17 protein-coding genes are annotated in these 13,199 nt (G+C 35.7%); 14 read left to right on the forward strand and 3 right to left on the reverse strand.

Going from position 1 to position 13,199, the window contains the following annotated elements; translation table 11 throughout:
• Positions 1-105: 105 nt before the first annotated feature.
• From AC3RV6_RS00875 to AC3RV6_RS00900, 6 genes are all read left to right on the forward strand, one after another.
• Positions 106-1,299 (forward strand): ABC transporter substrate-binding protein, encoded by a 1,194-nt coding sequence (locus AC3RV6_RS00875; protein ID WP_489747601.1) that lies wholly within the window; start codon positions 106-108, stop codon positions 1,297-1,299.
• A gap of 109 nt (positions 1,300-1,408) precedes the next feature.
• On the forward strand, positions 1,409-2,293 hold the full coding sequence (locus AC3RV6_RS00880) for a branched-chain amino acid ABC transporter permease (protein ID WP_489747602.1): 885 nt from the start codon (positions 1,409-1,411) through the stop codon (positions 2,291-2,293).
• 4 nt (positions 2,294-2,297) lie between these two features.
• Positions 2,298-3,281 carry a branched-chain amino acid ABC transporter permease gene (locus AC3RV6_RS00885; RefSeq protein WP_489747603.1) on the forward strand — a complete coding sequence of 328 codons (984 nt, stop codon included), beginning with the start codon at positions 2,298-2,300 and terminating at the stop codon, positions 3,279-3,281.
• Complete coding sequence (locus AC3RV6_RS00890; protein ID WP_489747604.1) at positions 3,253-4,026, forward strand: ABC transporter ATP-binding protein; 774 nt, start codon at positions 3,253-3,255, stop codon at positions 4,024-4,026. The genes AC3RV6_RS00885 and AC3RV6_RS00890 overlap by 29 nt, the downstream gene beginning before the upstream one ends.
• The gene (locus AC3RV6_RS00895; RefSeq protein ID WP_489747605.1) at positions 4,019-4,720 is read left to right on the forward strand and encodes an ABC transporter ATP-binding protein; all 702 of its coding nucleotides are present in this window, start codon (positions 4,019-4,021) and stop codon (positions 4,718-4,720) included. The genes AC3RV6_RS00890 and AC3RV6_RS00895 overlap by 8 nt, the downstream gene beginning before the upstream one ends.
• A 145-nt stretch (positions 4,721-4,865) precedes the next feature.
• Positions 4,866-5,150: a hypothetical protein gene (locus tag AC3RV6_RS00900; protein ID WP_489747606.1), complete on the forward strand. Its 285-nt coding sequence runs from the start codon at positions 4,866-4,868 to the stop codon at positions 5,148-5,150.
• A 64-nt stretch (positions 5,151-5,214) separates the two neighbouring features.
• Here AC3RV6_RS00900 and AC3RV6_RS00905 read toward each other — a convergent pair whose 3' ends face one another.
• Together AC3RV6_RS00905 and AC3RV6_RS00910 are read right to left on the reverse strand one after the other, a co-directional pair.
• On the reverse strand, positions 5,215-5,445 hold the full coding sequence (locus AC3RV6_RS00905) for a hypothetical protein (protein ID WP_489747607.1): 231 nt from the start codon (positions 5,443-5,445) through the stop codon (positions 5,215-5,217).
• 132 nt (positions 5,446-5,577) lie between these two features.
• The gene (locus tag AC3RV6_RS00910; RefSeq protein WP_489747608.1) at positions 5,578-5,766 is read right to left on the reverse strand and encodes a CsbD family protein; all 189 of its coding nucleotides are present in this window, start codon (positions 5,764-5,766) and stop codon (positions 5,578-5,580) included.
• Between the two features lie 179 nt (positions 5,767-5,945).
• Here AC3RV6_RS00910 and AC3RV6_RS00915 point away from each other — a divergent pair, with 179 nt between their 5' ends.
• From AC3RV6_RS00915 to AC3RV6_RS00945, 7 genes are all read left to right on the forward strand, one after another.
• Complete coding sequence (locus AC3RV6_RS00915; RefSeq protein WP_489747609.1) at positions 5,946-6,356, forward strand: hypothetical protein; 411 nt, start codon at positions 5,946-5,948, stop codon at positions 6,354-6,356.
• 473 nt (positions 6,357-6,829) lie between these two features.
• On the forward strand, positions 6,830-7,021 hold the full coding sequence (tatA, locus tag AC3RV6_RS00920) for a twin-arginine translocase TatA/TatE family subunit (protein WP_489747610.1): 192 nt from the start codon (positions 6,830-6,832) through the stop codon (positions 7,019-7,021).
• 8 nt (positions 7,022-7,029) lie between these two features.
• Complete coding sequence (gene tatC, locus AC3RV6_RS00925) at positions 7,030-7,851, forward strand: twin-arginine translocase subunit TatC (RefSeq protein ID WP_489747611.1); 822 nt, start codon at positions 7,030-7,032, stop codon at positions 7,849-7,851.
• 115 nt (positions 7,852-7,966) lie between these two features.
• Positions 7,967-8,758, forward strand: a complete 792-nt coding sequence (locus tag AC3RV6_RS00930) for a GNAT family N-acetyltransferase (protein ID WP_489747612.1) — start codon at positions 7,967-7,969, stop codon at positions 8,756-8,758.
• 30 nt (positions 8,759-8,788) lie between these two features.
• Positions 8,789-9,907, forward strand: a complete 1,119-nt coding sequence (menC, locus tag AC3RV6_RS00935) for an o-succinylbenzoate synthase (protein ID WP_489749148.1) — start codon at positions 8,789-8,791, stop codon at positions 9,905-9,907.
• A 240-nt stretch (positions 9,908-10,147) separates the two neighbouring features.
• Entirely contained in the window at positions 10,148-11,227 is a 1,080-nt protein-coding gene (locus tag AC3RV6_RS00940; RefSeq protein ID WP_489749149.1) for an AI-2E family transporter, read from the forward strand.
• 102 nt (positions 11,228-11,329) lie between these two features.
• Positions 11,330-11,605: a hypothetical protein gene (locus AC3RV6_RS00945; RefSeq protein WP_489747613.1), complete on the forward strand. Its 276-nt coding sequence runs from the start codon at positions 11,330-11,332 to the stop codon at positions 11,603-11,605.
• 352 nt (positions 11,606-11,957) lie between these two features.
• Here AC3RV6_RS00945 and AC3RV6_RS00950 read toward each other — a convergent pair whose 3' ends face one another.
• Complete coding sequence (locus AC3RV6_RS00950; RefSeq protein WP_489747614.1) at positions 11,958-12,665, reverse strand: hypothetical protein; 708 nt, start codon at positions 12,663-12,665, stop codon at positions 11,958-11,960.
• 150 nt (positions 12,666-12,815) lie between these two features.
• Between AC3RV6_RS00950 and AC3RV6_RS00955 the strand changes: the two genes are divergently transcribed.
• The gene (locus AC3RV6_RS00955) at positions 12,816-13,169 is read left to right on the forward strand and encodes a rhodanese-like domain-containing protein (protein WP_489747615.1); all 354 of its coding nucleotides are present in this window, start codon (positions 12,816-12,818) and stop codon (positions 13,167-13,169) included.
• The last annotated feature ends 30 nt before the right edge of the window (positions 13,170-13,199 follow it).

Raw genomic sequence — 13,199 nt, forward strand, 5'->3', positions numbered from 1 at the left:
GATTAAAATAAACGGAAATGCTGATTAGTACAACTAACAATCAGTTAGGACAACAACAATCTGTACTGATTGAATTTTCAATTATATAAAAAGGGGATGAAGTAAATGAGCAAAAGAATCAAATTAGTATTAACGATTTTAATGGCTTTCACTTTAGTAGTTTTAGCTGCATGCGGAAACTCTGCAAGTGATGATGGAAAAAAAGAAGAAGACAAAAGCGAAGGAACTGAAAGCACTGAAAGCACTGAAAGTACTGACGGCCCAGTAAAAGCTAAAGTGGGTGTTATTTCATACCTAACTGGTCCAGGAGCTAGTTATGGTGAAGCGATTACTAACGGAATAAAGCTTGCACATAAAGAAATCACTGAAGCAGGCGAAGTTGAAATAGAGTTGAAGATTGAAGACTCTGCTGGTAAACAAGAAGAAGCACTATCTGCTGCACAAAAATTAATGAACTCAGATAATGTAGACGCAATTATTGGACCTACACTAAGTACTGAAATGCAAATCGTTGGACCGGAAGCAGATTTAAATGGTGTTCCAATTCTTGGTACATCTAATACAGCTGAAGGTATTCCTCAACTCGGAGAATATGTATTTAGAAACTCAATTCCTGAAACATTAGCAATTCCTGCATCTGTGCAGAAGGCAATTGATAAATATGGCGCGAAAAAAGTTGCTATTTTATATGGAAATGATGATGTATTCACAAAAGCTGGATATGACACAATGAAAAAAGTTGCTGAAGACTTAAATTTAGAAGTTGTAACAACAGAAACTTTCCAATTAGGACAATCTGATTATAAGGCGCAATTAACAAAAATTAAGAATCTTAACCCAGATTTGGTTTTAGCATCTGCTCTATATAATGAAGGATCAGTTATTCTTGACCAAGCTCGCAAAATGGGAATAGACGTACCATTTGTTGGCGGTAACGGTTTTAACTCACCAGAAGTTATTAAAATTGCTGGCGATGCTGCAAACGGTCTAATCGTTGCAACACCATGGTTTGCCAAAAAAGATGATGAAAAAGTTAAGAAGTTTGTTGAAGATTACGTAGCAGCTTATGGTATGGAACCAGATCAGTTTGCAGCACAAGCATATGACGGTATGTATGTAATGGCTCAAGCGATTAAAGATGCAGGTGAAGCAGATCGAGATGCAATTCGTGATGCACTAGCTGAAATAAAAGATTTTGAAGGCGTTCTTGGAACGATGTCATTTGATGAAGACGGCGACGTAATTATGGAGCCAACAGTTTTAATTATTGAAGGCGACGAATACGTAGTATTTGAATAATTTATTTGGGAATCGGGCTAGGAATTTTCCTAGCCTGATTGTCTTCCTATATGACAAATGAAAAATAAGAACGACAATATAAGTCGAAAATGAAGAAGGAGGAGGACTATTGTTAATTGAACAATTAATAAATGGCTTAACATTAGGAAGTATCTATGTCATCGTTGCTCTGGGCTACACACTGGTTTTTGGTGTGCTGAACGTAGTAAATATGGGACACGGGGAAATCTTTATGTTTGGTGCTTTTATGGGCGTCGTTGTCACAAACGTATTAGGTTGGCCATTATATATAGCATTTGTTGTAGCTATTGTTGTGACGGGAATTTTAGGGTATTTCCTTGAACGTTTTGCACTGAGACCATTAAGAGGAAAAGAAGGTGTCTCACATCTTGCACCTTTGATTAGTACAATCGGTGTATCCATTTTTCTAGAGAATGTTGCACATCACTTTTTTGGTTCAGGTAATCACCCGTTCCGTACATCTCTTTCTGAATTAAAAATCGTTTTAGGCTCAACAACAGTTTACTATGTACAAATTATTATTTTTGTTATTGCTATTTTACTTATGTTTGGACTAACATTTTGGCTTTCAAAAACGAAAGCAGGAAAAGCGTTGCGGGCGAGTGCTGAAAACTTAGCGGTAGCGAGTCTCCTAGGTGTAAATACGAAAAGAACGATTACGCAAACGGTTATTATTGCATCTGCAATGGGCGGAATCGCGGGAATATTGGTTGGGATTGCGTTCAACTCGGTTAACCCACAAATGGGTCTATCTTTTGGACTTAAAGGCTTGGCTATTATTATTTTAGGTGGTTTAGGTAATGTAAGGGGAGCAATGGCAGGTGGCTTAATTTTAGGACTAGCTGAAACATTTATCGTTGCATACGGAGATTCGGGTTACCGTGATGCCGTTGCGTTTATCGCGATCATCGTAATTTTAATCGTACGACCACAAGGAATATTTGGAACAGCTACAACCGGGAGAAAGGGGTGATTAGATGTTAGGCGAATTAATAAACCCGTATTATCTACAAGTCGCTTCATTTGTTTTAATTAATATTATTCTTGCTGTCAGTATATACATAACGCTTGGAACGGGGCAATTATCGCTTGGTCATGCGGGTTTTATGAGTATAGGTGCATATACAACAGCTATTCTAACGCTTAATTATAATGTACCACTTGTACTAGGTGTTATCATAGCTGCTATATTTACAGGGATTGTCGGTACGCTAATAGGTATTCCAGCTTTAAGATTACAAGGTGTTTATCTAGCTATTGCAACACTCGGATTCGGTGAAGTAATTCGGGTACTTTTCATTAACTGGGATGGTTTAACGAATGGTGCAATTGGTCTATCAGGTATCCCGCATCTTGGCCGGGAAATACTAAGTTTAAGTAAAGGTTTCGGATTAGAACCAGATATGTTCGGGTTGAAAAATAACCAATTTATAAGTTTATCGGTCTTTCTATTATTACTCATTATCAGTATTTGTGTCATCTGGTTCTTCGTGAGACAAAATAACTCTAGAATTGGACGTGCTTTCTCAGCTATTAAGATGGATGAAGAAGCATCAGAAGCGATGGGTATTAATATTACCTATTATAAAGTGTTGGCTTTTGGACAAGGAGCACTTTTGGCAGGATTTGCAGGAGCATTATACGCCCATATGATGGCTTATATTAGTCCATCAGACTTTGACTATCACAGAGCTGTAGAAATATTAATATTCTCTATATTCGGAGGAAGCGAAGTCATTTGGGGATCTATCTTTGGAGCTGTATTCCTATCTGCAATGCCAGAATTTTTACGTTTCATTAACGAATATCGATTCATGATTTATGGTGCGCTTCTTGTTCTAATGATGGCGTTCCGTCCACAAGGAATTATCGATGTGAATATGATTAATCGGTTTAAACGATTAAAGCCCAAGAAGAAAGGGGAGAAAAAGCATGGTACTGGAAATAAAACAGATCAGTAAAAACTTTGGTGGTATTCAAGCATTGACCGATGTATCATTTTCAGTTGAAGAAGGCGAAATTCTTGGTCTAATTGGTCCTAACGGTGCTGGAAAAACGACGATGTTTAATATGATCACTGCTATGTATCCTCCTAGTTCTGGTGAAATATCGTTTGTTGGTAATCCGCTTTCGAATTTGAAACCACATCAAATTACAGAAAAAGGTATATGCCGTACGTTTCAAAATATTAGATTGTTCTCAGACTTAACTGTTCGTGAAAACGTGATGGTAGGTAATCATTGTCGACTTAAAACGAATGTTCTACAAAGTGTTTTCCGTACTAAGTCCCAAAAAGCGGAAGAAGCAAAAGTATTAAAGAAGTCAGATGAAATACTAGAAGTTGTTGGCTTAGCAGATGATAAGGAAACAATCGCAAAGAACCTTTCATATGGTGCGCAGCGCAGATTGGAAATTGCGAGAGCTTTAGCAAGTGGACCAAAGTTAATACTTCTTGATGAGCCGGCTGCTGGTATGAACGAAAAAGAAACGAATGATTTATTTGATTTGATTAAGAAAATTCAAAAGTTAAATATTACAGTGTTACTCATTGAGCATGATATGCCGCTTGTTATGCGTATATGTAGCCGAATTATTGTTTTAAACTTTGGGAAAAAAATTGCAGAAGGTACACCGAGCAGTATTCAAAACAATAAAGAAGTAATTGAAGCCTACCTCGGGGTTGAGGAGGAAGATGAGCTTGCTTAAACTAAAAAATATCAGTACGTATTATGATAAAATACAAGCATTAAAAAGTATTGACATATCGGTTGAAGAAGGAACAATTGTAACTATTCTAGGTGCTAATGGTGCTGGTAAAACAACAATGATGAATACGATTGCCGGTCTTTTAAAGCCTAAAGAAGGTACTATCCACTATTTAGGGAAAGACGTTACAGGTCGTCGACCAGACCAACTTTTAAGACAGGGCCTGGCACTTGTTCCAGAAGGACGAGGTATTTTGGCTACGATGACGGTCTTGGAAAATTTAGAAATGGGGGCTTATCATCGCAATGATTCAGAAGTCGGAGCAGATATTGAAAAAGTAATGGATCGCTTTCCGATTTTAAGAGAGAGACAAGCACAATACGGCGGTACTCTTTCAGGAGGACAGCAGCAAATGCTAGCGATTGCAAGAGTAATCATGTCTAGACCGAAACTTCTCTTATTGGATGAGCCTTCAATGGGGCTGGCGCCGTTAATTGTTGCGGATATATTTAAAATTATTAAAGAAATAAATGAAGCAGGTACAACTGTTTTACTTGTTGAACAAAATGCGCGACAAGCATTAAAAGTGGCCCACCATGGTTATGTACTTGAAACAGGCAGAGTAGTAGCTTCTGGTAGTGCGAAAGAGTTATTGCAAGATGATACGATTAAGAAAGCTTATTTAGGTCATTAATAAAGAGTAAAAAGGTAGCGATATTCCGCTACCTTTTTTTTGTTTTTATTTAAGTGGCTAGAAAAGATTTCACAACTATACCTTCTCTTAACTTGCGTCACATAGTATAGATAGAAGAAAGCTATTTTACTAGGAGGCGGGTATTATGGAAGAGGCAGTATCAGATGTGGAACAGAGGAGTAACATAACTCAAAAACAATTTGCACCTCAGATGTCTATTGGACAATGGGTGATAACTTTCTTAATATTATCAGTACCACTCGTTAATATTATTATGCTGTTCATATGGGCTTTTGATGGAATGAGCGAGCGGCGTAATTTTTCACGTGCTTACTTAATTATTATGGCCGTTATGTTTATTATTGCAATAATTTTTTCGATTATTATATATTCAATTAGTGCATCCATTGGATCACAGATGTTCAGTTAATACAATGAATTATATTAAAACAACAACCTCTTTTTTGTCTAAACAAAAAGAGGTTGTTGTTATTTTAATCAGGATATTTTTCTGCACTAGAAGAGTTACTTTTTGTATCGCGTCGATTTTCTTCTTCTTTTTCCTCCATTTTCACATCTTCTAAAGGAATTGCATCTACGAATTTCATATCTTCATGCATATCGTATATACTTTCTTTGTCGGTTTTCATGTTTTCGGGGTTATCCATATAAGGTCCGTCTGCATCTTTCCGATCTCGCTCAGTAAACGGTTTTTTATTGCCCATTTACACCACTCCTTTTATTACATTGTAGTCTCATGTTAAATAGGTTAAACATCAATTTATATTTAATAATACTTATTTACAGTAAATGAGCTACCGCGTCATGGAGTAGCCCGTTTATTAAATAGGTATTTTTCAATCACTGAACTTGTCTTTTAATTCACCAATCTTTTTTTGGGCAGCACCTTTTAATTTATCAGCTTTACCCTCGGCTTGGAGCGAAGTATTATCTGTCGCATTTCCTATCTGATCTTTAGCTTCTCCTTTAATCTTGTTGACTGTACCTTTTACTTTGTCTGAAAAACCATTATTTTTATCTGTCATATTATAACCTCCATTTTTTGTGTTGGTCTATATATACCCCGTTCATATATTTTTAAACAGAGTTGGGAGTAAAGGGCTAGAATGTTGATTGAAAAATGCAACAAAGCGAGTGTATCTAAGTAACTGCATTTTTTGTATAATTAAGTAATAATATGGAAGATAATAGGATTGGGGGAATCATGATGATAAGAAAAGGACGTTTCGCTATTTGGAATAACGAGGAGTACGAACTCATTTCTTATCAAAGACAATATTACTTGTTGTCAGAAGACGAAGCAAAACTTGAAAAAGGATTCACAACGCTACAAAATAAAAAAGGATTTTTTATAAGGTTAATTACTGCCTCTGAGCTTGAGGATGCTTACGAGATATTCCCTTATGCAATGATTTCTGGGTATCGATTTAAGGTTGAAGGCTATAATAAAGAAATGCAAACAATTGCTTTAGTAACAAATAATCCTTTTGTCCAAAAAAAAGTTGATGTACGTCCTTATGGGAAATTTGAATACATAATGGAAATCCCATATAAAGGATTCGAAGTTTTAGAAGACCGACTACCTATTTTGGGATTTGAAAACATTTTCCAGTGAGTAAAGACATTATCTTTACTCGCTGTTTTTTTATATGGTTATATAGTAAACGTTAGGCAATCTTTACTATTCATGGAAAAAATGCAAAAAATTATATTAATTAAATATTTCTTTTAGTTTTTGGAAATAAAGTTATGTGATTAGTAAAGTAAAATGTTATAATACAATATGGAAATAATCTTTATACATGTGGATATCCTTAGAATTCTTAGCAATTGAACTGTCTAAGTGTGTTCTACTGTTTACAACTAGAGTTACTTGTGAAGTTTATAGTTGATATAGGCTTATCTGGGCATCCCATTGGGTATAATATATAAAGTATTGCTGTTTGCCCGATGTCCTGTATAGAAGGTGGAAAAAGGTGTGAGTACTTTAGATTTAAGTACTCTAGTATAGTATTATGCTTGAAGTGTACAGTACAAAGTGTAGAAAGAGCAGGAATCGCATGTAAAAAAATAGAGGAGGATTAAGTTATGAATTTAGCAGCAATAGGTGTACCGGGTTTAATTATTATACTTGTTATCGTTTTAATTGTATTTGGACCAAAGAAATTACCAGAAGTAGGGTCTGCTGTTGGTAAAACGCTAGCAGAATTCAAGAAATCAACAAGAGAAATTATGAGTGATGATGAAATAGAAGTGAAAAAACAGGATAACGATAAGTAGGTGTAATTATGGATCCAAATGATGATCATGAACGGAAGGTTATAAGTCCGCTTGATGAGATTGATAAGGACAAGCTAGAAGAAAAATCAGTGAAGATTGAAAAAGCAACTGATGAGGGCGAGAACTCAGGTGTAGATCCATCTCTAGTTGAACACCTGGGCGATTTAAGGAAACAGTTGATAAAAAGTGCGGTAATTTTTCTTCTCTTCCTCTTCACGGTTTTAGCAACAATAAACATTTGGTTTCCTTATGTGACTCGTGGCCACGAGTTAATCGTTCTTGGACCTTTGGAAGTCGTAAAGTTTTATATGTCAATTTCAACAGTTCTTGCGCTTTGCTTATCCTTACCTTTTCTTTGTCATTTTCTTTGGGGGTTTGTGAAACCTGGATTAAATGATAAAGAGAGTAGATTTCTCGGTTTATATTCACCAGTAATGCTGTTGTTATTTTTAATTGGTTTATCTTTTGGCTACTTTATTGTCAATCCAATTAGTTATAACTTCTTAATTGCAATTGGTGCCGTAAACTTTAGTGTGATGATTTCAGCTCAAGAATACATTAGTTTTTTATTGATGACGACAGTTCCATTAGGTTTATTATTTGAATTACCAATAGTAGTACTATTTCTTGCTTCTATCGGAATATTGACTGGCGATTCATTGAAGAAAGTTAGGAAATGGTCTTATATTGCACTTGCTGTTATTTCCGCTTTAATCACCCCACCAGATTTTATTAGCCAATTAATTGTGCTTATTCCGATGATGTTGCTTTATGAAGCAAGTATTTATATTGTTGTACGTGCAGAACGCAAAAGTGCAGTTACTAACTGAAGTTAAAGTCCCAAATCGGGATTTTTACTTCAGTTTTTTTATGACGCAATGTTTTGAAAATTTTGTGTTATAGTAGGAAGATAAACTGAAAATAATTTTAAAGTGAGGTATGGCAATGGATTACTCCATGAAGTGTATAACTGATAATGTGGATCTCGAAAAAGTCGTAAAATTACAGATAAAGGCATGGGGAGTAGAGAGTGTTGTTCCTGTACCGCATTTAATCGCGGCTCTTAATAACGGCGGAATTATCTTAGCTGCCTTCGAGTCAGTACATAACGAAATGGTAGGGTTTTGTTATGGATTTGCTGGGATTGATCAGTCGTTTAAACCGTATTTGTATTCCCATATGCTTGCCATACATCCCGATTATCACAATCAGGGGCTAGGGCAAAGATTAAAAAAAGAGCAGAAGAAGTGGGCAATTCAATATGGATATACAATGATAAAATGGACATTTGATCCGCTTGTAATTCGTAATGGCTATCTAAATTTATGCAAGTTGGGTGGAACTGTAAATAAATATATTCCTGAGTTTTATGGTGAAATGAAAGACAAAATTAATAAGGGTGTACCTTCTGATCGCTTATTACTCGAATGGAATTTAACTGACGTTGATGTGGGTAAAAGAGATGAATGTTGGAAGGATTATCGCTCTATCCTTGATTGGACAGTTTATAATGGATTTCCTTCTCCTGGTTTAAGCAGTGATATAGAAAATGATTCAGGATATTTGCTTGCCATTCCGAAAGATATTCAGCAAATAAAAGAAACAAGTGTGGAGTTATTGATGGATTGGAGACACAAAACAAGAGAAATTTTAATGACTGTCTTTGAATTAGGATATATACTTGTAGGTGTGGTGCAAAGTGATAGTTTAGTAAATTATTATGTTTTAGAAAAATAAGTTGGATTGGGGAGACTGCATTTGAAACCAATTATAATTAAAGAAATTATTTTGAGAAAGTTAAACATGAAAATGCTTCATCCATTTACGACAAGTTTTGGCACGGAACAGGATCGTTCATTTTATCTAATAGAAGCTGTTGACGAAAATAACTTGAGTGGGTGGGGGGAATCTGTTTCAGGTGATTATCCTTTTTACAGCCCGGAGACGGTAGAAACAACTCGGCATATGTTAGAAGATATGCTAATTCCGCTTATCCTTAATAGTAAACCGATATATCATCCCGATGAAGTTAGTGAGCGTTTTAAAAACATACGTGGAAATAATATGGCGAAAGCATCAATAGAAGGTGCTATTTGGGATTTATATGCAAAACAGCAAGGTATTTCATTAGCTGAAGCTATAGGTGGTAAACGTACAGAAATTGAAGTTGGCATTAGTCTTGGGATCCAAGAGAATATAGAGGAATTGTTGAAACAGGTCAATCAGTATATTACTGAGGGTTATAAGCGTATTAAATTAAAGATTAAACCAGGTGAAGATGTAGAAGTCATAAAGACGGTTAGAGCAAAGTTTCCTGAAATTTTACTTATGGCTGATGCCAACTCTGCTTATACACTAGAAGACGCGGTTACATTGGCGCAGTTGAATGAATTGAATTTAATGATGATTGAGCAGCCACTAGGATATGATGATATTGTTGACCACGGGGAACTGCAAGCACAAATTAAAACACCGATATGTCTTGATGAAAGTATCCATTCTTTGGGTGATGTAAGAAAAGCGTTTAAACTTAACAGTCGCATAATTATTAATTTGAAAATTGGCCGTGTTGGTGGATTAACAGAGTCGAAAAAGATTCATGACTTTTGCATTGAAAATAATATCCCGCTTTGGTGTGGTGGTATGCTTGAAGCAGGCGTGGGGCGCGCGCATAACATTGCGATTACAAGCCTTCCAGGATTCAATCTGCCAGGCGATACAGCGGCATCATCCCGTTATTGGGAGGAAGATATTATTGATCCGGAAGTGATGGTGACTGATGGTTATATTACGCTAACAGACAAGCCGGGTATTGGTTATGAAGTTAATCTTAATAAAGTTGCCAAGCATTTGATCAACGAGAAAGTATTTAGAAGTGCGACTTAATTTGTCGGTTTTTCGGGACTGTAGATATACTCTGTTCAGGAGTTTTCTGTAGTCTTTTTCCTTGTGATGTAATTGTTATGCGTGAGTTTATTCCCAAATCCTTATGCATACACGTTTATTATTGTACCTGCTGCGGTAATATTTGGTGAAAAATCGAGTCATTTTAGACGTAATTCATATAGAAGTGTATACTTATTGAAAGATTTAAAAAGTATTCTAACGAAAAAGGAAGTGATAGATTTGTTAAAGAAGCGATGGTTTCAAGTAGGTGTTGGACTTCTGCTGGCAATCCTTGTCATTAAATACTTTATGGAGATTAGTTTTATATTCTCACCAGTCATTATTATAGCGAAGACCATTTTCTTACCGCTATTGCTTGGCGGCGTGCTGTATTATATGTCGGAACCCATTCAGCGGTTTTTGGAAAAGAGAAAATTTCCAAGATGGGCAAGCATTTTATCCATATTTGGCATTCTAATCATCACGCTTTGGATTTTTATTGCGATTATTGGTCCAAAGATTACGGATCAAGTAAATAACTTAGTGAAAAATGCACCAGCAATTATCGAGCAAATTGATAAAGTGAAAGATAATGTTTTGCAACAAGAACATGATCTTCCACCTAAAATTCAGGAGTCGATTGATCATGCGATGGATTCAGTCCAATCAATTGCAATTGGTTTCGGAAAGTGGATTGTTCAATTTATCCAATCACTTTTACAGGCAATGTTCTTGTTAATCCTCGTTCCGTTTTTCTTCATCTTTATGTTGAAGGATCATGAGAAATTCGCACCTTTTATTTATAACTTCTTTAAAGGAGAGCGCAGAGCGTGGGTAAAAAAGACGCTAGAAGATATTGATGGTGTGCTTCGTTCTTATATCCAAGGCCAATTTTTAATTAGTTTTCTCCTTGGTATATTACTACTTGTGGGCTATTTAATTATCGGACTTGAATATGCATTATTACTTGCTATCTTTGGTTTGTTTATGAATTTGATTCCATTTATTGGTCCATGGATTTCGGTCATTCCGGCACTAATCGTTGGTTTTCTACAAGATCCAAAGTTAGTGATATGGGTTGCTGTTATAATGGTTGTCGCGCAACAAGTTGAAAGCAATTTGATAACACCAAATGTTATGGGTAAATCGCTGGAAATACATCCGCTTACAGTTATCACGGTTATTTTAGCAGCAGGAAATATTGCTGGTTTTCTTGGGATTATAATTGCCATTCCAACTTATGCAGTTTTAAAAGCGATTGTTAAAAATATCTATGCAGCCAGAGTGAATATTAAGCAAGCAGCGACTAAGACTGTGTAGTTAAGAAAAGAAGCGCATTCCCATGTATGGGAATGCGCTTCTTTTCATGTATTAATATGCGCTTGAAATGGGTATCCTTTTGAAAAAAGGACTGACATAAAATTGACTGAATTTCCTACAATCCATACAAATATTTGGGACGCTGTCTGGGCAATCCCTGTCATCCTAATAGTGATAATTGCATTCAAATTACTTTTCAAGCTACCTGAAAGCTGGTTTTCTACAGTTGCTACAGCTGTTGGACTAATTTTGTCGATTTTTATTAGTCATCGCGGAAATCTTTCTGCAGGTATTTTTATGGGATTTTTCTATAGTGGTGCAGCAATTGGAACAATTTATTCAGCAAAAACTTCCTTTAATGCTTACCGAAATAAATGAAGTGATTCATTTACTTCAAAGCTCTGTGGAATAAATGAAGTAATTCATTTACTTCAAAGATTTAAGGAATAAATGAAGTAATTCATTTACTTCAAAGCTCTGTGGAATAAATGAAGTGATTCATTTACTTCAAAGCTCTGTGGAATAAATGAAGTGATTCATTTACTTCAAAGCTCTGTGGAATAAATGAAGTGATTCATTTACTTCAAAGCTCTGTGGAATAAATGAAGTGATTCATTTACTTCAAAGCTCTGTGGAATAAATGAAGTGATTCATTTACTTCAAAGCTCTGTGGAATAAATGAAGTAATTCATTTACTTCAAAGCTCTGTGGAATAAATGAAGTAATTCATTTACTTCAATGGACAAAACCCGCATTGCATGAGTCCTGGCACATCTTTTGATAAGCAGCATGTTTTTCGTACTACAGTGTTTAAAAGTGATGATGGCGTACTTTCATTTAAATAAACAGCAAATAATGAACGTGGGGCGATACCTTTCCATAAGTTATCGTCTTTTAATGTATCAAGGTCAGCGCGTGCTTCTTCGGCAGTAACTGGGTTTTCCAATAAAACATGGTATTGCCAAAGGAGAAATCCAAAGATGTTTTCCCATAATGTGAGTGTCGATACGTTTGCAACCGTTCGAATTTGTCGGATAACGGCATCGCTATCTACGAGGATTTGGCGTATGACAACTTCTCGTTCGTCTTCTTCAACGTCCGTCCAGTCGCTATCCACAGCAAATGTACTTACAGCTAGATTTCCGTACTCTTCTAATGCGCCAAAAGATATTTGGTCGGGGGAACCTTTCCATATTTCGTCATACGCTGCTAAATTAAACAATTGCATCGCAGTGAACATTCCGAAGCGTCGCATGAAGTAAGAGGCGGCAACTGTTTTATTTGGACTTTTACTTACTGCTTGCACCAAAAGAATAGCTTCTTTGGTTTTAATAGGATCAAGCAATTCCCTAAGGGTGAATAAAGTTCGTTCAGGCTTATCGAGATAAATACTATACATATTCAGTTGTCTGATTTGATCTACTGTTAAGTTTGTCATATATCTAGTATATCTATTCAATGTACGAATAGGTATAAAAGTGAAGCTATAATTTATTAGAAAAACTAATAAGCAATTTTATAGTAGTCGCATACCCTGTATGGTATATTTATTTGTAATAAAGTTTAGAACTTAATGGGGGAATAAAAGATGAAAGTAGTTATAATAATATTGATAATAGGTTTTGTAGTATGGAAAGTGATGCCTGCGAAGGGTGTTAAATCAATAACGGTAGAAAACTTAAAGGGTTTGCTAACGGATAAGTCAAAGCAGTTTATTGACGTCAGAACGAAAAATGAATATAAAGCTAATCACATTAAAGAATTTAAAAATATTCCTTTAAATGAGCTTCAGTCACATTTAGCGAATCTAGACAAATCAAAAGAGACTTTTGTTATTTGCCAAAGTGGCATGAGAAGTTCAAAAGCCGCGAATATACTTAAAAAGGCAGGGTTTCCAAATGTAATAAATGTTAAAGGCGGCATGAGTGTGTGGCGAGGGTGAATAAAATAAGAAATTCCATGAGGCTTTAAT

Source organism: Sporosarcina sp. So3-204 (assembly GCF_058068165.1).